This is a genomic window from Phycicoccus sp. Soil803 (genome assembly GCF_001429685.1).
Classification (GTDB): domain Bacteria; phylum Actinomycetota; class Actinomycetes; order Actinomycetales; family Dermatophilaceae; genus Pedococcus.
Genome location: NZ_LMST01000001.1, coordinates 3,867,719 through 3,888,738, shown reverse-complemented (window position 1 = coordinate 3,888,738; position 21,020 = coordinate 3,867,719). Strand labels below are relative to the sequence as shown.

The following is a 21,020-nucleotide window of genomic DNA, read 5'->3' as shown; positions in this document are numbered from 1 at the left end:
GTGACCTGACGCCGAGTCGGGAATAGACTCCCCCGAGGTAGTTCGTGAAGACGTTCACAAGCGTGTGAGGCAGGCGTGACAGACACCATCAGCGAGGCCACGGGAGCCACTCCCGCAGCCGGCGCACCCACCGAGACCGCCGACGTCATCGTCGTCGGCGCCGGCCCCGCCGGGTCGGCCACGGCGGCGTACCTCGCCATGGCGGGGCTGGACGTCCTGGTCCTGGAGAAGACCGCGTTCCCCCGCGAGAAGGTCTGTGGCGACGGACTGACCCCGCGCGCGGTGAAGGAGCTGATCACCCTCGGCATCCCCACGCCCGAGGAGGACGGCTGGATCAAGAACCACGGCCTGCGGATCATCGGCGGCGGCATGCGGCTGTCCCTCCCGTGGCCCGACCTCGCGAGCTTCCCGCCCTACGGCCTGGTCCGCACCCGGCAGGACTTCGACGACATCCTGGCCAGGCACGCGGTGAAGCATGGCGCGCGGCTGCACGAGTCCACCAACGTGACCGGCCCGATCCTCGACTCCAAGGGCGCCATCGTCGGCGTCACCGCCAAGGCGGTGGACGAGAAGGGCCGGTCGACCGGCCCCGAGCTCCGGTATGCCGCGCCGCTGGTCGTCGCCGCGGACGGCAACTCCTCGAGGTTGTCCCTCTCGATGGGCCGGGAGAAGCGTGAGGACCGTCCGATGGGCGTCGCCGTGCGCACCTACTACACGAGCCCCCGCCACGACGACGACTACCTCGAGTCCTGGCTCGAGCTGTGGTCCACCGACGACAGCGGCAAGAAGGTGCTCCTGCCCGGCTACGGCTGGATCTTCGGCGTCGGCGACGGCACCTCGAACGTCGGCCTCGGCATCCTCAACACCTCCAGCGCCTTCGGCAAGACCGACTACAAGGACGTCATGCGTCGTTGGGTCGCGACGATGCCCGAGGACTGGACGTACAACGACGAGACCATGGTCGGCCCGATCCGCGGAGCGGCCCTGCCGATGGGCTTCAACCGGCAGCCGCACTACGACAACGGCCTGCTCCTGGTCGGCGACGCCGGTGGCATGGTCAACCCGTTCAACGGCGAGGGCATCGCCTACGCCATGGAGTCCGGGCGCCTCGCCGCCGAGGTGATCGCCCAGGCGTTCGCCCGCGGCACCGACGCGCAGCGCGAGCGGGTCCTGCAGTCCTACCCCACGGTGATGGCCGACGCTCTGGGTGGCTACTACACGCTGGGTCGCTACTTCGCGAAGATGATCGGCAACCCCGAGGTCATGCGGCTGGCGACGAAGTACGGCCTGCCTCGTACCACCTTGATGCGGTTCCTCCTGAAGGTGATGGCGAACCTCGCCGAGCCGCACGGGGGCGACGCGTCCGACCGCCTGATCACCGCCCTGTCGAAGATGGCGCCGGACGCATGACCCGGCGTGCATTCTCTGGCGGCGCCCCTAGGATTGGGCCGCACCGCAAGCGTGTGACCGGCGACACACCTGACAACCGCAGCGACGACAGAAAGGGAGTGGCACCGCGATGAGCAACCCCTACGTCCCGTTGCTTTTCCTGTTGGCCATCGGTGGCGGGTTCGCCGTCTTCTCCGTCGGCGCGGCGGCGGTCTCCGGCCCCAAGCGCTACAACCGCGCCAAGCTCGACGCCTACGAGTGCGGCATCGAGCCGACCCCCCAGGCCGCGGGCGGTGGCCGCGTGCCGATCAAGTACTACCTGACCGCCATGCTCTTCATCATCTTCGACATCGAGTCGGTGTTCCTCTACCCCTTCGCGGTGGCCTTCAACCAGCTCGGCCTCTTCGCGCTCGTGGAGATGGTGCTGTTCATCCTGACCGTGTTCGTGGCCTACGCCTACGTGTGGCGCCGCGGCGGCCTCGAGTGGGACTGACGAGGGACTAGGACTCAAATGGGAATCGAAGAGAAGCTGCCCGCGGGCTTCCTGCTGACCACGGTCGAGCAGGTCGCCGGCTACATGCGCAAGAGCTCGGTCTGGCCGGCCACGTTCGGCCTCGCCTGCTGCGCCATCGAGATGATGGCCGTCGGCACGCCCGACTACGACATCGCCCGGTTCGGGATGGAGCGGTTCTCCGCCACCCCGCGCCAGGCCGACCTGATGATCGTCGCCGGCCGCGTCAGCCAGAAGATGGCGCCGGTCGTCCGCCAGGTCTACGACCAGATGCCCGAGCCCAAGTGGGTCATCTCGATGGGTGTCTGCGCCAGCTCCGGTGGCATGTTCAACAACTACGCCATCGTCCAGGGGGTCGACCACATCATCCCGGTCGACGTCTACCTGCCCGGCTGTCCGCCCCGCCCCGAGATGCTGCTCAACGCGATCATCACGCTGCACGAGCAGATCCAGAACTCCAAGCTCGGCGTCAACCGGGTCGCCGCCGCGCGGGCCGCCGAGGCCGCCGCGCTGGCCGCCACCCCGACCCACCAGATGACCGGGCTGCTGGCCCAGGGTGCCGGCAGCGGCCACACCCACGCGCACGGCCACCTGCACGGCACCGATGTGTCCCACGGTGGTGTGGCATGAGCGAAGCGACCAACGACCCAGCCGACGAGACCAAGGACGCGCCCGCCGAGGACCCCAGGAAGGCGACGGCCAACAGCAACATCGACGGCACCAAGGCCGACGACGCCGCGGCCGACCAGGGTGACGGTCCCGACCAGCCCGCCCCCGTGGCCGCGGCCTCGACCATCGGCGTGCAGCCGGGTGAGGTCGTCGACCGCGACACCGACGAGCGCCTCCCTGCTGCCCCCGGCACCGCACCCGACCCGGTCGTCGTGGGTGAGCGGCGCGGCATGTTCGGCACGACCGACACCGGCGACACGACCGGCTACGGCGGCATGGTCAGCCCGATCCTGTTCCCCGGCGCGGCCGTTCGCCCCTATGGCGGCTACTTCGACGAGATCGCCGACCAGCTCGAGCGCGGCCTCGGGGGCGGCTCCGCCTCGTACGCCGAGGCCGTCGAGCGGATCGTGGTCGACCGCGGCGAGATGACGGTGTTCGTCCGACGCGAGCACCTGCCGGCCGTCGCGCGCGCCCTGCGTGACGACCCGGCCCTCCGCTTCGAGATGTGCACGGGTGTCTCCGGCGTGCACTACCCGCACGAGGCCGGCCGCGAGCTGCACGCCGTCTACCACTTCCTGTCGATCACCCACGGCGGACGCCGGGTCCGTGTCGAGGTCACCGCACCCGACGCCGACCCGCACATCCCGTCGATCGTCGAGATCTACCCGGCGAACGACTGGCACGAGCGCGAGACGTGGGACATGTTCGGCATCGAGTTCGACGGCCACCCGTCGCTCACCCGCATCCTCATGCCCGACGACTGGCCGGGCCACCCGCAGCGGAAGGACTACCCCCTCGGCGGCATCCCCGTCGAGTACAAGGGTGCCACCGTCCCGCCGCCGGACCAGCGGAGGTCTTACAGCTGATGACGACCAACCCGACCAACACCGACATCTACGCCACCTCGGGGGCCGACACGGCGGCCGCGGAGGGCGCCCATGTCTTCAACGCCACCGGCGGTGACTGGGACCAGCTCGTCGACGAGGCGGCCGCCCTCCACGAGGAGCGGATCGTCGTCAACATGGGTCCGCAGCACCCTTCGACGCACGGCGTGCTCCGCCTCATCCTCGAGCTCGACGGCGAGACGGTGACCGAGACCCGCGCGGGCATCGGCTACCTCCACACCGGCATCGAGAAGAACATGGAGTTCCGCACCTGGACGCAGGGCGTGACGTTCTGCACCCGGATGGACTACCTCACGCCGTTCTTCAACGAGGCAGTCTTCTGCCTCTCGGTCGAGAAGCTGCTCGGCATCACCGACCAGATCCCCGAGCGCGCCAGCGTGATCCGCGTGCTGATGATGGAGCTCAACCGGATCACCTCCCACCTCGTCGCCCTCGCGACCGGTGGCATGGAGATGGGCGCCACCACCGTCATGACGGTCGGCTTCCGTGAGCGCGAGCGCATCCTGTCGATCTTCGAGATGGTCACCGGCCTGCGGATGAACAACGCGTTCATCCGCCCCGGTGGTGTCGCGCAGGACCTGCCGCCCGGCGCCATCGACAAGGTCCGCGACACGATCCCGTTGGTGCGCAAGGGACTTGGCGAGCTCGAGCTCCTCCTCAACGAGAACCCCATCCTCAAGGGCCGCACCGTCGATGTCGGCTACCTAGACCTGTCGGGCTGCATGGCGCTGGGCATCACCGGCCCGATGCTGCGCTCGACCGGGCTGCCGCACGACCTGCGCAAGCTCGACCCGTACTGCGGCTACGAGACCTACGACTTCGAGGTCATCACCCGCACCGAGTCCGACGCCTACGCCCGCCTGCGGATCCGCATCGACGAGATGTACGAGTCGCTCAAGATCGCGGAGCAGTGCATCGACCGGCTGCAGGCCAACCCCGGCCCGGTCATGGTCCAGGACAAGAAGATCGCTTGGCCCGCACAGCTGGCCATCGGCGGCGACGGCATGGGCAACAGCCTCGACCACATCCGCGAGATCATGGGCACCTCGATGGAGTCCCTGATCCACCACTTCAAGCTGGTCACCGAGGGCTTCCGGGTGCCTCCGGGCCAGGCGTATGCCGCGGTGGAGAGCCCCAAGGGTGAGCTCGGCTGCCACGCGGTGTCCGACGGAGGCACGCGCCCCTACCGCGCGCACTTCCGTGACCCGTCGTTCAACAACCTGCAGGCCACGGCGGTGATGTGCGAAGGCAGCCAGATCGCCGACGTCATCGTCGCGGTCGCCTCGATCGACCCCGTCATGGGAGGCGTGGACCGCTGATGGAGCACTACGGGATCCAGACGGCGGCAGGACACCTGACCGTCGCTGCGGAGTCCAAGGAGCCGTATGCCGCGGACGTCCTGGCCGCGTTGCACGAGGACGCCGCCCAGGTCGTCGCGAAGTACCCGCAGAAGCGCTCCGCGCTCCTGCCGCTGCTCCACCTCGTGCAGTCGGTCGACGGCTACGTCACGGGGCGCGGCATCGACTTCTGCGCCGACGTGCTCGACCTCACGACCGCTGAGGTCTCGGGCGTCGCGACGTTCTACACGCAGTACAAGCGCCACCCCAACGGCGAGTACACCGTCGGCATCTGCACCAACACGCTCTGCGCGATCATGGGCGGCGACCAGATCTGGGACGAGGTCTCCGAGCACCTCGGCATCGGTCACGACGAGACCACGCCGGACGGCAAGGTGACCCTCGAGCGGGTCGAGTGCAACGCCGCCTGCGACTTCGCGCCCGTCGTGATGGCCAACTGGGAGTTCTTCGACAACCAGACGCCGGAGTCGACCAAGCAGCTGGTCGACGACCTGCGCGCCGGCAAGGACGTCCGGCCCAGCCGCGGCCCCGCGAAGGTGTGCACCTTCAAGCAGGTCTCGCGCGTGCTGGCCGGCTTCCACGACGGCCTGGCCGACGAGGGCGTCGGCGCCGGACCGGCGTCGCTGGAGGGCCTGCGGCTCGCCCACGAGCGCGGCTGGACCGCCCCCGACGGCACGGCCGGCGAGACCGCAACTGACGACCAACAGCCCGAGGCGACGTCCGACGAGACGGCGGCAGGGCGGCATACCTCCACCGACAGCGGCGCCAACGCGCCGGACGAGGCCGTCGACGACAAGCCGGCCACGCTGTTCGACGAGAAGAACGGGAAGGCTGACTCATGAGCACCACGCTGACCCCGATCCTCACGAAGTTCTGGGACGACCCCCAGTCGTGGACGCTCGAGACCTACGAGCGCAACGAGGGCTACCAGGCGCTGAAGAAGGCGCTGGCGATGAACCCCGCCGACCTCGTGCAGATGACCAAGGACTCCGGGCTGCGCGGGCGTGGCGGCGCCGGCTTCCCGACCGGCATGAAGTGGGGCTTCCTGCCCCCGCCGGACGGTGGTCCCCGCTACCTCGTCGTCAACGCCGACGAGTCCGAGCCGGGCACCTGCAAGGACATCCCGCTGATGATGGCGGCGCCGCAGTTCCTCATCGAGGGCTGCGTCATCACCTCCTTCGCGATCGGCTGCAACCACGCCTTCATCTACCTGCGTGGTGAGGTCGTGCACGTCTACCGCCGCCTGCTGCGCGCGGTGGAGGAGGCGTATGCCGCGGGCCACCTCGGCAAGAACATCCACGGCTCGGGCTTCGACCTCGACATCACCGTGCACGCGGGTGCCGGCGCCTACATCTGTGGCGAGGAGACCGCGCTGCTCGACAGCCTCGAGGGCCGTCGCGGCCAACCGCGCCTCAAGCCGCCGTTCCCCGCCGTGGCCGGGCTCTACGCCCGCCCGACCGTCGTCAACAACGTCGAGTCGATCGCGTCGGTCCCGCCGATCCTGCTGCACGGCGCCGACTGGTTCTCCGGAATGGGCACCGAGAAGTCCCAGGGCTTCGGCATCTTCAGCCTCTCCGGTCACGTCAAGCGTCCCGGCCAGTACGAAGCGCCGCTCGGCATCACGCTGCGCGAGCTGCTCGACATGGCCGGCGGTATGCGCGACCCCAACAAGAAGCTCAAGTTCTGGACGCCGGGTGGCTCGTCCACGCCGCTGTTCACCGACCAGCACCTCGACACCCCGCTCGACTTCGAGTCGGTGGCTGCGGCCGGGTCGATGCTCGGCACCCGGGCGCTGCAGATCTTCGACGAGACCACCTGCGTGGTGCGCGCCGTCGACCGCTGGACCGACTTCTACAAGCACGAGTCGTGTGGCAAGTGCACGCCGTGCCGCGAGGGCACCTGGTGGCTCAAGCAGATCCTCGGCCGGCTCGAGCACGGCCAGGGGTCCGAGGAGGACCTCGAGAAGCTGCTCGACATCTGTGACAACATCCTCGGCCGCAGCTTCTGCGCGCTCGGTGACGGGGCGACCAGCCCGATCACCAGCAGCATCCAGTACTTCCGGCAGGAGTTCCTGGACCACCTGACCCACGGCGGCTGCCCATTCGACGCCCGGGAGTCGACGCTCTTCCACAAGGACCGCGTGACCGCATGACTGTGACCGAGGACAAGCAGGGCGCCGCGCCCGCGCCCGTCGACCTGGTGAACGTCACCATCGACGGCGTGCCCGTGGCCGTCCCCAAGAACACGCTGGTGATCCGCGCCGCCGAAGAGGTCGGCGTGCAGATCCCGCGATTCTGCGACCACCCGCTGCTGGAGCCGGTCGGCGCCTGCCGGCAGTGCCTCGTCGACATCGCGACGCCGGGCCCCGACGGGCAGCTGCGGCCGATGCCGAAGCCGCAGGCCTCGTGCACCATCACGGTGTCCGAGGGCATGCAGGTCAAGACGCAGGAGACCTCGAAGGTCGCCGACAAGGCCCAGCAGGGTGTGATGGAGCTGTTGCTCATCAACCACCCGCTCGACTGCCCGGTCTGCGACAAGGGTGGCGAGTGCCCCCTGCAGAACCAGGCGATGAGCAATGGTCGCGCGAAGTCCCGGTTCGAGGACGTCAAGCGCACCTACCCCAAGCCGATCAACATCTCCTCGCAGGTGCTGCTCGACCGTGAGCGCTGCGTCCTGTGCGCCCGCTGCACCCGCTTCTCCGACCAGATCGCCGGTGACCCGTTCATCGCGCTGGTCGAGCGCGGCGCCCTCCAGCAGGTCGGCATCTACGAGCAGCAGCCGTTCGAGTCCTACTTCTCCGGCAACACCGTGCAGATCTGCCCGGTCGGCGCGCTCACCGGTGCGGCCTACCGCTTCCGCAGCCGCCCGTTCGACCTGGTGTCGACCAAGAGCGTGTGCGAGCACTGCGCCTCGGGCTGCTCGATCCGCACCGACCACCGTCGTGGCGCCGTCCTGCGACGGATGGCCGTCAACGACCCGCTGGTCAACGAGGAGTGGAACTGCGACAAGGGCCGCTGGGCTTTCCAGTACGCCTCCACCGGTGACCGCTTCGAGTACCCGATGGTGCGCGACGAGCTCGGCGAGCTCCAGGTCGCGTCGTGGCCCGAGGCCCTCGAGGTCGCGGCGCGCGGCCTCGCGGCCGCCAAGGGCGTCGGCGTCCTGACCGGTGGCCGGGTGTCCGTCGAGGACGCCTACGCCTACGGCAAGTTCGCCCGAACGGTCCTCGCGACCAACGACATCGACTTCCGCGCGCGTCCGCACTCCGCCGAGGAGGCCGACTTCCTGGCCGCCTCCGTCGTGGCGACCGGCCCTTCTGTTGATGGAGCACGGGGGGGAGCGGTCACGTATGCCGACCTCGAGCAGGCAGCGACCGTCGTCCTCGTGGGCTTCGAGCCCGAGGAGGAGAGCCCGATCGTCTTCCTGCGGCTGCGCAAGTCCGCGCGCCGCGGCAAGACCGCCGTGTATGCCGTGGCGCCCTTCGAGACGCGCGGCCTCACCAAGCTGAACGGCACGCTCATCCCGTCCGCCCCCGGCACCGAGGCCGAGGTGCTGCGTGCCCTCGCCGACGGTGTCACCGGTGACGGTGCCGCCGCCAAGGCTGCCCAGGCGCTCGAGACGCCGGGTGCCATCGTGCTCGTCGGCGAGCGGCTGGCCACCGTGCCCGGCGCCCTGTCGGCGGCCGCGGCGCTGGCCTCGTCGGCCGGTGCCCGGGTCGCCTGGGTGCCCCGTCGGGCCGGTGAGCGCGGTGCCCTCGAGGCCGGTGCGCTCGCCACGATGCTGCCCGGTGGCCGTCCGGTCGCGGACTCCGGCGCCCGCCAGGAGGTCGCCGAGCGCTGGGACGTCGTCGGTCTGCCCGACGTGCCGGGTCGGGACGGCGCCGGCATCCTCCGGGCGGCCACGACCGGCTCGATCAACGCCCTGGTCGTCGGTGGCGTGGACGCCGCCGACCTCGCCGACCCGCGCGCCGAGGAAGCCCTGGCCAAGACCTTCGTCGTGTCCCTGGACTTCCGGCCCTCGTCGGTGACGGCCGTCGCCGACGTCGTGCTGCCAGTGGCCCCGCAGGCCGAGAAGGGCGGCACGTTCGTCGACTGGGAGGGCCGCCCGCGGTCCTTCGAGCCGGCCCTCGACACCGCCGCCCTCTCCGACTACCGCGTCCTGGACATGCTGGCCAACGAGATGGGTTCCTTCCTCGGCACCCGCACGCTGGCCGAGATCCGTCGCGAGATGACCGCCCTCGGACCCTGGACCGGCGAGCGTCGTGGGGCTCCCACCGTCCCGGTGGCCGAGGTCCCGAGCGCCGGTGCCGGCCAGCTCGTGCTGGCCACCTGGCACCACCTCCTCGACCGGGGCTCGTTGCAGGACGGCGAGCCGTTCCTGGCCGGCACCGCGGCCAAGGCCCGCGCCCGGGTGTCCGCCGCCACGGCCGAGCTCTTCGGCCTGGTCGACGGCGACACCGTCACGGTCTCCAACCGCCGTGGCTCGGTGACCGCCCGCGTCGCGGTCACCGAGGGCATGGTCGACCACGTCGTCTGGCTCCCGACGAACTCCGACGGCTCCACCGTCCGCGCCTCGTTGGCGGCGGTCTCCGGTGACGTCGTGACCGTCACGAAGGGAGGCGCCCAGTGAGCACCCTGACGTATGCGACCCAAGCCCTCGCGCAGGCGCCGTTCGCCGACAACCCCAGCACCGACTTCACGGACACCCCGTGGTGGCTGCACCTGGTCAAGGCGCTCTTCGTCTTCGTCTTCCTGCTGGTCAACACGTTGATCGTGATCTGGTTCGAGCGTCGCGTCATCGGCCGGATGCAGCAGCGTCCCGGCCCCAACCGCACCGGCCCGTTCGGCCTCCTGCAGACCCTGGCCGACGGCATCAAGCTGGCCCTCAAGGAGGACCTCACGCCGAAGAACGCCGACAAGGTGGTCTTCGCGCTGGCGCCGGCCATCGCCGGGGCGATGGCGTTCGTGTCGTTCGCGATCATCCCCCTGGGGCCGACGGTCTCGATGTTCGGCCACCGCACCCCGTTGCAGCTGACCGACATCCCCGTCGCCGTCCTGCTCGTGCTCGCGGTCGCCGGCGTCGGCGTCTACGGCATCGTCCTGGCCGGCTGGTCGTCCGGCTCGACCTACCCCCTGCTCGGTGGCCTGCGCTCGACCGCCCAGGTGATCTCCTACGAGATCGCCATGGGTCTGTCGCTCGTCGCGGTCTTCCTCTACTCCGGGTCGATGTCGACGTCGCAGATCGTCGGGGCCCAGAAGGACCTCTGGTACATCCTGCCGCTGGTCCCCAGCTTCCTCGTCTACGTCGTGACGATGGTCGGCGAGACCAACCGCCTGCCCTTCGACCTCGCCGAGGGCGAGGGCGAGCTCACCGGCGGCTTCCACACCGAGTACTCCTCGCTGAAGTTCGCGATGTTCTTCCTCGGTGAGTACGTCAACATGTTCACCGTCTCCGCGCTGGCCACCACGATGTTCCTCGGGGGCTGGATGGCCCCTCCCGGCATCGCGGCGATCAACGACGGCATGTTCAACCACGGCTGGTGGGGCCTGCTCTGGTTCGTCATCAAGCTCTGGCTGTTCATGTTCTTCTTCGTCTGGCTGCGTGGCTCGCTCCCGCGCGTCCGCTACGACCAGTTCATGCGCTTCGGCTGGAAGTTCCTGATCCCGGTCACGCTGGCCTGGGTCGTCGTCGCGGCCTTCATGAAGGCCAGCCAGCTCGGCTACATCGCCGGTCCGAGCCTGACCTTCAACGGGCGCGAGTTCCCCGTGGTGAGCATCGCCTTCGTCGTCGTCCTCGCCGGTGCGGTGCTCGTGATCGCCTGGCTGCGCGACAACAAGAAGATCGAGCAGGACGCCATCCGCAACACGCCGCCCCCGGAGGAGATCGACCCCTTCGCCGGTGGCTACCCGGTGCCACCGCTGCCCGGCCAGCGGCTCAAGGAGCCGTCCCTGGCCATCAGTGCCGGCGACACCGCAACGGACAAGGAGGCCACTCGTGGCTGACGACAAGAAGAAGCCGAGCTTCCTCGCCGACCTGTTCGCCCCGGTCGGGGGGTTCGGTGTCACGTTCGCGACCATGTTCCGCAAGCTGGAGACCGAGGAGTACCCCGAGGAGAAGCGGCCGACCCAGCCGCGCTACCACGGCCGCCACCAGCTCAACCGGCACGCCGACGGCCTCGAGAAGTGCGTCGGCTGCGAGCTCTGCGCCTGGGCCTGCCCGGCCGACGCGATCCTCGTCGAGGGGGCGTCGAACGACGACTCCGACGGTGGCACCGGCCGGTTCTCACCGGGCGAGCGCTACGGCCGCGTCTACCAGATCAACTACCTGCGCTGCATCTTCTGCGGCCTGTGCATCGAGGCCTGCCCGACGCGCGCCCTGACGATGACCAACTTCTACGAGCTGGCCGACAACAACCGCGCCGACCTGATCTTCACCAAGGAGCAGCTGCTCGCGCCGTTGGCCGAGGGGATGCTGCCCGCGCCGCACCCCATGGTCGAGGGCCTCGAGGAGCGCGACTACTACCAGGGCAAGGTCGTCCGCGCGACGCCCGAGCAGGAGGCCTGGGTGAAGGAGCACGACGCCCAGCCCGAGGACGGCCTCGCCCCCAGCGGTGACCCCGTCGAAGGGGTGGACACCGTGACCACCCGACAGGTCGGCCGCGACACGACCGAGGCGGTGCGCCGATGACCGGCCTCGGTGAGCAGATCATGTTCTGGATCCTCGCGCCGATCAGCGTGCTCGGCGCGCTCGGCCTGATCTTCGCCAAGAAGGCGGTGCACGCCGCCCTGGGCATGGCCCTGGTGATGATCAACCTCGGGATCTTCTACATCGCGCAGGAGGCCGACTTCCTCGGCATCATCCAGATCTTCGTCTACACCGGCGCGGTCATGATGCTGTTCCTGTTCGTGCTGATGCTGGTCGGTGTCGACTCCAGCGACTCCCTCGTCGAGACGCTGAAGGGCCAGAAGTGGGCGGGCGCGCTGCTCACCCTCGGCCTGGCCGCGCTGCTGTTCACCGCGATCGGCCGCGCCCAGTTCGGCCCGATGAAGGGCCTGTCCAGCGTCAACGAGAGCACCGGCAACGTGTCCGGCGTCGCCGACCTGATCTTCGGCAAGTACGTCTGGACCTTCGAGATCACCTCGGCCCTGCTCATCACCGCAGCCCTCGGCGCGATGGTGCTGGCCCACCGCGAGCGGATCGGCACCAAGCCGAGCCAGCGCGCCTGGTCCGAGCGGCGCATCCTCGAGAACCGCAACGTCGCCGGTCTGCCGGCTCCTGGTGTCTACGCCCGCAGCAACGCGGTCGACACCCCGGCCCTGCTCCCCGACGGCACGCCGAGCGAGCTGTCCGTCTCGCGGGTGCTCACCGCCCGTGAGCAGAACGTCGCGCCGGCCCGCCACATCGAGTCGGAACACGACATCGAGCACGAGATCGAGGAGGGGTCGCAGCGATGAACCTCGTCAACTACATCTACCTCGCGACCCTGCTGTTCGCGATCGGTGGAGCGGCTGTCCTCTTGCGCCGCAACGCGATCATCGTGTTCATGGGTGTCGAGCTGATGCTCAACGCGACCAACCTGATGTTCGTGACGTTCTCCCGGATGCGCGGCAACCTCGACGGGCAGGTGATCGCCCTGTTCGTCATGGTGGTCGCCGCTGCCGAGGTCGTCGTGGGACTGGCCATCATCATGGCCATCTTCCGTGCCCGCCGGTCGGCCTCGGTCGACGACGCCAACCTGCTGAAGCTGTAGAAGGAGCCACCAGGTGACCTCCCTCGCCCACCTCGCCACCGCCGAAGGTGCTGCAACGGCGGCTACCGGCGTCACGGCATACGCCTGGCTGCTGGTAGCCCTGCCGCTGCTCGGAGCCGCCGTGCTGCTGTTCGGCGGCCGCGCCACCGACAAGTGGGGGCCGCTGTTCGCCACCGCGATGTCGTGGGCGGCCTTCGTCGTCGGCTTCGTCGTCTGGCTGGCCATGCTCGGCCGCGACGGCGAGGACCGCGCCGCGCACCTGCACCTGTTCAACTGGGTGCCGGCCGGCTCGTTCAACCTCGACGCCGGCATGCTCGTCGACCAGCTGTCCGTGACGTTCGTGCTGCTGGTGACCTTCGTGGGGTCGCTCATCCACGTCTACTCGATCGGGTACATGGAGCACGACCCGGACAAGCGCCGGTTCTTCGCCTACCTCAACCTGTTCGTCGCGGCGATGCTCCTGCTGGTGCTGGCCGACTCCTACCTGCTCCTCTACGTCGGCTGGGAGGGCGTGGGTCTCGCGTCCTACCTGCTGATCGGGTTCTGGAACCACAACCCGGCCTACGCCACCGCCGCCAACAAGGCGTTCGTCGTCAACCGGGTCGGTGACTTCGGCCTGTCGGTCGGCATCATGATCATGTTCGCGGCGTTCGGCACGGTCACCTTCGCCGGTGTCCAGCAGGCCGCCGAGGGTGGCGCGGGCGAAGGCGTGCTCACGGCGATCGGCCTGATGCTCCTGCTCGGTGCCTGCGGCAAGTCGGCGCAGTTCCCGCTGCAGAGCTGGCTCGGCGACGCCATGGCGGGCCCGACACCCGTCTCCGCGCTCATCCACGCCGCGACGATGGTCACCGCCGGCGTCTACCTCGTCGTGCGCAGCAGCTTCGTCTTTGACCACGCGCCGAACGCCCAGCTGGCCGTCGTCATCGTCGGCGCCATCACGCTGATTTTCGGGGCGATCGTCGGTTGCGCCAAGGACGACATCAAGAAGGCGCTGGCCGCCTCGACGATGTCGCAGATCGGCTACATGATGCTCGCGGCGGGCCTCGGCCCGGTCGGCTACGCCTTCGCGATCTTCCACCTGCTGACCCACGGCTTCTTCAAGGCCGGGATGTTCCTCGGCGCCGGGTCGGTCATGCACGGGATGAACGACCAGGTCGACATGCGCCGCTTCGGTGGGCTGTCGGGCGCCATGAAGATCACCTGGATCACCTTCGGCCTGGGCTGGCTCGCCATCCTCGGTGTGCCGCCGTTCTCCGGCTTCTGGTCCAAGGACAAGATCATCGAGGCCGCCTTCATCGGCGAGGGCTGGCGCCCGTGGGTGTTCGGCGGCGCCGCGCTGATCGGCGCCGGCATCACCGCGTTCTACATGTCGCGGCTGTTCTTCATGACCTTCCACGGCACCAAGAGGTGGCAGACCGACGGTGACGATGCTGTGCACCCGCACGAGTCACCCCGCACCATGACCATCCCGATGATGGTGCTCGCGGTCGGCTCCGGCCTGCTGGGCCTGGTCCTCTCCCTCGGTGGCACCTTCACGCACTGGCTCGAGCCGGTCGTCGGTGGCCACGAGGAGGGCGAGCACCCGGTCCTGCCGGTGTGGCTGCTGATGACGCTGACGCTGCTGCTGGTCGCCGGCGGTGTGCTGCTCGCGTGGATGCGCTACTGGCGCGACGAGGTGCCCCAGGTGCAGCCCACCGGTTCGCTGGCCACCCGCGCCGCCCGCCGTGACCTCTACCAGGACGACGTCAACGAGGGAGTCTTCATGCGGCCAGGTCTCCACCTGACCCGAGCACTGGTGTTCGCGGACACCCGAGGTGTCGACGGTGGGGTCGGCGGGCTCGCCGCCCTCGTCGGTGGCACCTCGAGTCGACTGCGTCGCCTCCAGAACGGCTTCGCCCGGTCCTACGCCCTGACGATGCTCGCCGGCGTCGTCGTGATCCTCGGTGCCATGTGGGTGATCCAGTGATGACGAACTTCCCCTGGCTGACCGTGATCGGGGTGATCCCGCTGATCGGCGCTGCCGTCGTGGCCGGGCTGCCCGCGGGACTGACCGACCGGGCCAAGCACGTCGCCCTCGGCTTCTCTCTGGTCACGCTGGTCTTCGGCATCGCCGCCGCCCTGCAGTTCGAGAACACCTCGGACCAGCAGTTCCAGCTCACTGAGCAGCACGAGTGGATCCCGCAGTTCGGGGTGTCCTACGCCCTGGGGGTCGACGGCATCGCGCTGGTCATGATCCTCATGGCGCTGCTGCTCACGCCGGTCTGCATCCTCGCCGCGTGGCGTGACGTGCCCGAGGGCGGCAAGCGCGAGAAGAACTACTTCGCGCTGATGCTGGTGCTCGTCACCTTCATGGTCGGCGTCTTCGCGGCCACCGACGTGTTCCTGTTCTACGTCTTCTTCGAGGCGATGCTCATCCCGGTCTACTTCCTGATCGGCTCCTACGGTGGGCCGCGTCGGCAGTATGCCGCGGTGAAGTTCCTGCTCTTCTCGCTCGCGGGCGGGCTGGTCATGCTCGTCGGCGTGATCGCGCTCTACCGCTACGGCCCCGGCGGGGCCGACGGGTTCCTGGTCGCCAAGCTGACCGGGCTCGACCTCGGCGCGACGCCCGAGCGGCTGATGTTCGTCGCCTTCTTCTTCGCGTTCGCGGTGAAGGCGCCGATGTGGCCGGTGCACACCTGGCTGCCCGACGCGGCCACCGAGGCCCGCCCGGCCACCGCGGTGCTGCTCGTCGGTGTCCTCGACAAGGTCGGCACCTACGGGATGATCCGGTTCTGCCTGCAGCTCTTCCCGGAGGCCTCCAAGTGGGCCACGCCGGTCGTGCTGGTGCTGGCGGTCATCTCGATCCTCTACGGCGCGCTGCTCGCCATCGGCCAGACCGACATCATGCGGCTGATCGCCTACACGTCGGTGAGCCACTTCGGCTTCATCGTGCTGGGCATCTTCGCCCTCACGACGACCGGTGGTGCCGGCTCGGCCCTCTACATGCTCAACCACGGCTTCTCGACCGCGGCGCTGTTCCTCATCGGCGCGATGCTGGTCGCGCGCCGGGGCAGCAAACGGATCCCCGACTTCGGTGGCTGGCAGCGGGTGACGCCCGGGCTCGCCGGCGTGTTCCTCGTGGCGGGTCTGTCGGGTCTGGCGCTGCCCGGCCTCAGCTCGTTCATCTCCGAGATCATGGTGCTGGTCGGCACGTTCCAGCGGTACCCGGCCGCGGCGGTCATCGCCACTGCCGGCATCGTCCTGGCCGCCCTCTACATCCTGCTGATGTACAAGCGGATGATGACCGGGCCCAAGCCCGAGCTCACGACACCGGTGCGCGACATCACCCGCCGCGAGAAGCTCGTCGTGGCCCCGCTCATCGCGGCCTTCCTGGTGCTCGGGTTCTACCCCAAGCCGGCCCTGGACATGCTCAACCCGGCGGTGTCCAAGACGCTGCAGTACGTCGGCGTCACCGACCCGGCCCCCACCTCCGCTGCTGACGGGAGCACGAAGTAATGCCCGCCATGACGGTTCTGTCCGCCCCTGCGCTGGCCACGGCCTTCAAGCCGGCCGACGTCGACTACAGCGCGATCGCGCCGATGCTGATCGTGATCGCCGGCGCGCTCATCGGCGTGCTGGTCGAGGCCTTCGCGCCGCGTCGCCACCGCCATGTCATCCAGGTCTCACTGGCGCTGGTGTCGCTGGTCGCCGCGTTCGTGGTCCTCGTGACGGTGTCGGCCGACGAGGCGCACCGCGGTGGCACGCTCGCCCAGGCGGTCATCATCGACGGTCCCGCCCTGTTCCTGCAGGGCGCGATCCTCCTCATGGCGGCGCTCGGTGTGCTGACCATGGCCGAGAAGTTCGGCGGCCAGGGTGCCGACGCCTTCACCCCGATGGGTGCGGCCGTCCCCGGTTCACCCCACGAGGCCGCAGCGCTGCGGGCCGGACTGGCGACCAGCGAGGTCTTCCCACTGACGCTGTTCTCGGTCGTCGGCATGCTGCTGTTCCCGGCCGCGGGTGACCTGCTGACCATGTTCGTCGCGCTCGAGGTGCTGTCGCTGCCCCTCTACCTGCTCTGTGGGCTGGCCCGCCGCCGCCGGCTCCTCTCGCAGGAGGCGTCGCTCAAGTACTTCCTGCTCGGTGCGTTCAGCTCGGCGTTCTTCCTCTTCGGCGCCGCCCTGCTCTACGGCTACGCGGGCTCGCTCTACCTCGCCGACATCGCCACGGCGGTGAGGGCGGCCAACGGAGCCCTCGAGGGCCTGCTCCTGCCCGGTGTCGTGCTGGTCCTGGTCGGCCTGCTGTTCAAGGTCGGCGCCGTGCCGTTCCACTCGTGGACCCCCGATGTCTACCAGGGCGCGCCCACCCCGGTCACCGGCTTCATGGCCGCCTGCACCAAGGTCGCCGCCTTCGGGGCGATCCTGCGCGTCGTCTACGTCGGCGTCGAGGCCAACCGCTGGGACTGGCGTGGTGGCGTGATCGCCGTCGCCGCCCTGACCATGGTCGTCGGTGCCGTGCTGTCGGTGACCCAGACCGACGTGAAGCGGCTGCTCGCCTACTCCTCGATCGCCCACGCGGGGTTCATCCTCGTCGCAGTGCTGGCCTTCGACCGCACCGGTGTCTCGGGCACGATGTTCTACCTCGTCGCCTACGGCTTCACCACGATCGCCGGCTTCGCCGTCGTGTCGCTGGTGCGCCAGGGTGGCTCCGAGGCCTCGCACCTGTCCCAGTGGGCCGGGTTGGGCCGCAACCACCCGGTCGTGGCCGGCGTCTTCGCGTTCCTGCTGCTGGCCTTCGCGGGCATCCCGCTGACGTCCGGCTTCGCCGCGAAGTATGCCGCGTTCGCGCCGGCCATCTCGTTCGGCGGCCGGTCCGGAGTGGCCCTGGTCATCATCGGCGTGCTCTGCAGCGTCATCACCGCGTTCGTCTACGTCCGGCTGATCGTGCTGATGTACTTCACCGAGCCGCCGGCCGGCGAGGTCGTCGTGGCGGAGACGGCGTCGCCGTTCACCACGGTCGCCATCACCATCGGCACCCTCGTGACGCTGGTCCTCGGCATCCTGCCGGCCCAGGTCCTCGACCTGGCCGAGCGGTCGTCGCAGTTCCTGGTGAAGTGACGCCCGGTTCGATGACGCCCTCTGTCTCGGCGAAGCAGGCTGCCAGGTGAGCACGACCCCACCGGTCCTCGTCCTGCCTGACGTCTCGGACGACCTGTCCGACCGGCTGCGAGCAGGGCTTGCCGCGGTCGACGCCTTGCTGCGTCGTGAGGTCGACCACGACGACGCGTTCATCGCGGAGGCCAACAGCCACCTCATCCAAGCGGGGGGCAAGCGCTTCCGTCCCTTGCTGACCCTGCTCGCCGCAGAGCTGGGCACCGGGGCCAACGAGGACGTGGTCGCTGCCGCCGCAGGCGTCGAGCTGACCCACGTCGCGTCGCTGTGCCACGACGACGTGATGGACGAGGCCGACCTGCGCCGCGGGGCGCCCAGCGCGAACGCGAAGTACGGCAACTCGACCGCGATCCTGGTCGGCGACCTGCTCTTCGGTACGGCGTCGTCGATCATCGCCGACCTCGGGCCCGAGGCGGTCAAGATCCAGGCGGAGACCTTCGTGCGGCTGTGCGTCGGGCAGATCCGCGACGACCGGCCGAGCCCGAGCGACGAGGACCCGGTCGGGTACTACCTCCAAGTGCTGGCCGACAAGACCGGCGTGCTGATCGCCACGGCGGCGCGCTACGGCGCGATGTTCGCGGGCTGCGACGCCGCGACGGTGGAGATCATGCGCGAGTACGGCGAGCAGCTCGGCATGGCCTTCCAGCTCGCCGACGATCTCATCGACGTCTCGTCGGACGCCGACGACCTCGGCAAGACCCCCGGCACCGACCTGCGCGAGGGCAAGCGCACGCTGCCCGTCCTCTACGCGCTGGCCTCCACCGACCCCGCCGACGCCCGCCTGCGCGAGCTGCTGCAGTCCGACCTGCGTGACCAGGCCCGGCTGGACGAGACCCTCGGGCTCCTGCGCGGGCACCCGGCCATGGACCGCGCCCGAGAGCACACCTCCGCGGTCGCCACGGCTGCGCAGGACGTCCTCGACCCACTGCCGGACGGCGAGGCCAAGGCGGCACTGCGCGCCCTCGCGACCAGCGTCGTCACCCGCGTCGGCTGACCGACCGCCCCGCCCCACCCCTCCCGCACTTCTGGCCACCCATGCCTGGTGACGGGCGCTCTCAGCGCCCAACACGCGGCATACGTGGCCAGAAGTGGTGTGGGTCAGCAGTGGTGCGGGTCGGCAGTGGTGCGGGTCGGCAGTGGTGCGGGTCGGCAGTGGTGCGGGTCAGGCGCGGTGGATCTGGATGACTGCCGGGCGGGGCTGGCCGCCACCGAGGTAGGGGAACTGGCTCTGTGGGGCGGCCGGCGAGGCGCCGGTCGTCTCACCCGGGTGCTGGACGGCGGCCAGCACGGTCTTCTGGTCCCAGGTCACCAGAGGCCCGCAGCACTCGGCGTAGGCGGGCACCGACAGGAACTGCTGCAGGTGACCCTTGTGCGGCCCCGAAAGCGGGAAGAGGTACATGCCGTCGCAGGCGCCGAGGGCGTTGCCGTCGGTGGCGATCCACATGTTGCCGTCGTGGTCGAAGGCGATGTTGTCGGGACACGAGATCGGCGAGACCTCGGAGCGGTCGTAGCCGTTGAAGTAGGTCGTCGGGTCGGTCGGGTCACCGGCGATCAGGACGATCTTCCAGGTGAAGCTGGTCGTCGTGTCGTCGCCCGCGGTCGGGGTGATCTCGATGATGTGCCCGTGCTTGTTGTTCGCGCGGGGGTTGGCCTCGTCGATCTGGCTGGGCTGACGGCTCGTGTTGTTGGTGCACACGACGTAGGTGCGGCCGTTGACCAGGTTGGGCTCGACGTCCTCGGGCCGGTCCATCTTGGTGGGGCCCACCTTGTCGGCGGCGAGGCGCGTCCAGATGAGGACCTCCTCGTGGGTGAAGCCTGCGACCTTGCTCTCGTTGTCGACGACGAGTGGCAGCCACTGGCCGGAGCCGTCGCTGATGCCGTCCTCGAACCCGTCCCCGGTGAACTTCGCGACGTAGAGGTCGCCCGAGGACAGCAGTGTCAGGTTGTGCGCGCGGGCCCTGGCCGAGCTGCCGGGGCGGAAGCGGCCGTGCGACACGAACTTGTAGAGGTAGTCGAACCGCTCGTCGTCGCCCAGGTAGGCGACCACGCGGCCGTCGGGCGCCACTGTGACGTTGGCGCCCTCGTGCTTGAGCCGGCCGAGTGCCGTGTGCTTGACCGGAGTCGAGGACGGGTCCGAGGGGTCGAGCTCGACGATCCAGCCAAACCTGTTGACCTCATTGGGTTCCAGCGTCGCGTCGAAGCGGCGGTCGACCCGCTCCCAGCCACGGCCCTTGGAGCCCGTGAGGCCGTAGCGCTTGTAGGCGTCGGTCTGGTCGGCCGGAGCGGTCGCGGCCGAGAAGTAGCCGTTGAAGTTCTCCTCACCCGACAGCACGGTGCCCCACGGGGTGAGGCCGCCGGAGCAGTTGCCGAAGGTGCCGAGCACGCGCATGCCCGAGGGGTCGGCGGTGGTCTTCAGCAGGCGGTGACCGGCAGCCGGGCCGTCGAAGGCGAACGGCGTCGTGGCCGTGACCCGGCGGTTCGTGGCGGCGCCCTTGACGTAGGTCCACGGCGCGGTCGCGTTCGCGCGCCGCAGCTCGACGACGGACATGCCATGCGCGGCCATCGTGATCCGGATCTGCTCGGGCGTCAGCGACGCCGATCCCGTGTAGCCCCGGAACATCAGCTCGTCGTTGGTGTACTCGTTGTTGCAGACCAGGGTCCCGTGCCTCTCGTCGCGGCCCCGGACCAGCGTCGTGTAGTCGTTGTTGTAGCCGAACTGCCCCTCCTGGGCTGCCGCGCTCTGGTGCTCGAAGTCGAAGGCGGGAGCGTCGGCCAGGATCGGGTCGCCCCACGCGACGATCGTCGACCACTCGAAGCCCTCGGGGATGACGACCCGGTCCGTGCCGGCTGGCTGGGGCGCGATGGCGGTGAACCCGAACGGTGACTTCGTGCCCCCAGCGGCGGCCGGGTCCGCTGCGGGGGTGGAGCCGGGCGCGGCGGCGGCGGACTGCACCCCGGTCACGGTGCCGAGACCGACGACGGCCGCGACCAGCCCGCTGCCCTTGAGGATCGCGCGTCGCGACGCACCGGCCGCGACGAGGTCACCGAAGTAGCCGTGGTCGGTCTGGTTCGGGACGGGCTTGCTGCAGGCGTCGTCACACTTGAAGTAGCAGGTCATCGCACTCCTGCCGCCCTGGTGGACGGTGAGCAGGGGAAGGGCGGTGCGCTCGGGTGAAGCTGTGGACATCGAAGTTCCTCCAGGTCTCGGGTCGCGCTGCGCGGCGCGGGCAGCCTCCAACCTAGGAACCACACGTCCTGCTGACGACGGCTCTGAGGTGAACGTCGGGTGACTAG

Annotated in this window: 17 protein-coding genes; 16 read left to right on the top strand and 1 reads right to left on the bottom strand. The window is 69.5% G+C overall.

Annotation, left to right across the window (positions count from 1 at the left end; genetic code table 11):
- Positions 1-75: 75 nt before the first annotated feature.
- From ASG95_RS18050 to ASG95_RS17975, 16 genes are all read left to right on the top strand, one after another.
- Positions 76-1,410 (top strand): geranylgeranyl reductase family protein, encoded by a 1,335-nt coding sequence (locus ASG95_RS18050; RefSeq protein ID WP_057378351.1) that lies wholly within the window; start codon positions 76-78, stop codon positions 1,408-1,410.
- A 109-nt stretch (positions 1,411-1,519) separates the two neighbouring features.
- A complete protein-coding gene (locus ASG95_RS18045; protein WP_056924312.1) occupies positions 1,520-1,882 on the top strand; it encodes an NADH-quinone oxidoreductase subunit A in 363 nt (120 codons plus the stop codon).
- An 18-nt stretch (positions 1,883-1,900) separates the two neighbouring features.
- The gene (locus ASG95_RS18040; RefSeq protein WP_235544006.1) at positions 1,901-2,530 is read left to right on the top strand and encodes an NADH-quinone oxidoreductase subunit B family protein; all 630 of its coding nucleotides are present in this window, start codon (positions 1,901-1,903) and stop codon (positions 2,528-2,530) included.
- On the top strand, positions 2,527-3,435 hold the full coding sequence (locus tag ASG95_RS18035) for an NADH-quinone oxidoreductase subunit C (protein WP_235544003.1): 909 nt from the start codon (positions 2,527-2,529) through the stop codon (positions 3,433-3,435). The genes ASG95_RS18040 and ASG95_RS18035 overlap by 4 nt, the downstream gene beginning before the upstream one ends.
- Positions 3,435-4,793 (top strand): NADH-quinone oxidoreductase subunit D, encoded by a 1,359-nt coding sequence (locus tag ASG95_RS18030; RefSeq protein WP_082592837.1) that lies wholly within the window; start codon positions 3,435-3,437, stop codon positions 4,791-4,793. The genes ASG95_RS18035 and ASG95_RS18030 overlap by 1 nt, the downstream gene beginning before the upstream one ends.
- Positions 4,793-5,674, top strand: a complete 882-nt coding sequence (gene nuoE, locus ASG95_RS18025) for an NADH-quinone oxidoreductase subunit NuoE (protein ID WP_057378350.1) — start codon at positions 4,793-4,795, stop codon at positions 5,672-5,674. Before ASG95_RS18030 ends, nuoE begins: the two co-directional genes overlap by 1 nt.
- Positions 5,671-6,984, top strand: a complete 1,314-nt coding sequence (gene nuoF / locus ASG95_RS18020; RefSeq protein WP_057378349.1) for an NADH-quinone oxidoreductase subunit NuoF — start codon at positions 5,671-5,673, stop codon at positions 6,982-6,984. The genes nuoE and nuoF overlap by 4 nt, the downstream gene beginning before the upstream one ends.
- Positions 6,981-9,458: an NADH-quinone oxidoreductase subunit G gene (locus ASG95_RS18015; RefSeq protein WP_057378348.1), complete on the top strand. Its 2,478-nt coding sequence runs from the start codon at positions 6,981-6,983 to the stop codon at positions 9,456-9,458. The genes nuoF and ASG95_RS18015 overlap by 4 nt, the downstream gene beginning before the upstream one ends.
- Positions 9,455-10,831 (top strand): NADH-quinone oxidoreductase subunit NuoH, encoded by a 1,377-nt coding sequence (gene nuoH, locus ASG95_RS18010; RefSeq protein ID WP_057378347.1) that lies wholly within the window; start codon positions 9,455-9,457, stop codon positions 10,829-10,831. Before ASG95_RS18015 ends, nuoH begins: the two co-directional genes overlap by 4 nt.
- Complete coding sequence (nuoI, locus tag ASG95_RS18005; RefSeq protein WP_082592835.1) at positions 10,824-11,516, top strand: NADH-quinone oxidoreductase subunit NuoI; 693 nt, start codon at positions 10,824-10,826, stop codon at positions 11,514-11,516. Before nuoH ends, nuoI begins: the two co-directional genes overlap by 8 nt.
- The gene (locus tag ASG95_RS18000) at positions 11,513-12,283 is read left to right on the top strand and encodes an NADH-quinone oxidoreductase subunit J (RefSeq protein WP_057378346.1); all 771 of its coding nucleotides are present in this window, start codon (positions 11,513-11,515) and stop codon (positions 12,281-12,283) included. Before nuoI ends, ASG95_RS18000 begins: the two co-directional genes overlap by 4 nt.
- Positions 12,280-12,579, top strand: coding sequence for an NADH-quinone oxidoreductase subunit NuoK (gene nuoK, locus ASG95_RS17995; RefSeq protein ID WP_056924306.1), 300 nt, complete (start codon positions 12,280-12,282; stop codon positions 12,577-12,579). Before ASG95_RS18000 ends, nuoK begins: the two co-directional genes overlap by 4 nt.
- A gap of 13 nt (positions 12,580-12,592) precedes the next feature.
- Positions 12,593-14,545 (top strand): NADH-quinone oxidoreductase subunit L, encoded by a 1,953-nt coding sequence (gene nuoL, locus ASG95_RS17990; RefSeq protein WP_057378345.1) that lies wholly within the window; start codon positions 12,593-12,595, stop codon positions 14,543-14,545.
- On the top strand, positions 14,545-16,074 hold the full coding sequence (locus tag ASG95_RS17985) for an NADH-quinone oxidoreductase subunit M (protein ID WP_057378344.1): 1,530 nt from the start codon (positions 14,545-14,547) through the stop codon (positions 16,072-16,074). The genes nuoL and ASG95_RS17985 overlap by 1 nt, the downstream gene beginning before the upstream one ends.
- 8 nt (positions 16,075-16,082) lie before the next feature.
- Positions 16,083-17,672: an NADH-quinone oxidoreductase subunit NuoN gene (nuoN, locus tag ASG95_RS17980; protein WP_369820395.1), complete on the top strand. Its 1,590-nt coding sequence runs from the start codon at positions 16,083-16,085 to the stop codon at positions 17,670-17,672.
- 46 nt (positions 17,673-17,718) lie between these two features.
- Positions 17,719-18,720: a polyprenyl synthetase family protein gene (locus ASG95_RS17975; protein ID WP_057378343.1), complete on the top strand. Its 1,002-nt coding sequence runs from the start codon at positions 17,719-17,721 to the stop codon at positions 18,718-18,720.
- 168 nt (positions 18,721-18,888) lie between these two features.
- On the opposite strand, the gene ASG95_RS17970 is transcribed toward ASG95_RS17975, so the two are convergent.
- Entirely contained in the window at positions 18,889-20,913 is a 2,025-nt protein-coding gene (locus ASG95_RS17970) for a PhoX family phosphatase (RefSeq protein WP_057378342.1), read from the bottom strand.
- Positions 20,914-21,020 lie beyond the last annotated feature (107 nt).

Excerpts from the sequence above, each read along its gene's own strand:
- nuoK (WP_056924306.1), top strand. The coding sequence starts at position 12,280 with ATGAACCTCGTCAACTACATCTACCTCGCGACCCTGCTGTTCGCGATC.
- ASG95_RS17985 (WP_057378344.1), top strand. The coding sequence starts at position 14,545 with ATGACGAACTTCCCCTGGCTGACCGTGATCGGGGTGATCCCGCTGATC.
- nuoF (WP_057378349.1), top strand. The coding sequence starts at position 5,671 with ATGAGCACCACGCTGACCCCGATCCTCACGAAGTTCTGGGACGACCCC.
- ASG95_RS18040 (WP_235544006.1), top strand. The coding sequence starts at position 1,901 with ATGGGAATCGAAGAGAAGCTGCCCGCGGGCTTCCTGCTGACCACGGTC.
- nuoE (WP_057378350.1), top strand. The coding sequence starts at position 4,793 with ATGGAGCACTACGGGATCCAGACGGCGGCAGGACACCTGACCGTCGCT.
- nuoN (WP_369820395.1), top strand. The coding sequence starts at position 16,083 with ATGACGGTTCTGTCCGCCCCTGCGCTGGCCACGGCCTTCAAGCCGGCC.
- ASG95_RS18030 (WP_082592837.1), top strand. The coding sequence starts at position 3,435 with ATGACGACCAACCCGACCAACACCGACATCTACGCCACCTCGGGGGCC.
- ASG95_RS18000 (WP_057378346.1), top strand. The coding sequence starts at position 11,513 with ATGACCGGCCTCGGTGAGCAGATCATGTTCTGGATCCTCGCGCCGATC.
- ASG95_RS18015 (WP_057378348.1), top strand. The coding sequence starts at position 6,981 with ATGACTGTGACCGAGGACAAGCAGGGCGCCGCGCCCGCGCCCGTCGAC.
- ASG95_RS17970 (WP_057378342.1), bottom strand. The coding sequence starts at position 20,913 with ATGTCCACAGCTTCACCCGAGCGCACCGCCCTTCCCCTGCTCACCGTC.
- ASG95_RS18045 (WP_056924312.1), top strand. The coding sequence starts at position 1,520 with ATGAGCAACCCCTACGTCCCGTTGCTTTTCCTGTTGGCCATCGGTGGC.
- ASG95_RS18035 (WP_235544003.1), top strand. The coding sequence starts at position 2,527 with ATGAGCGAAGCGACCAACGACCCAGCCGACGAGACCAAGGACGCGCCC.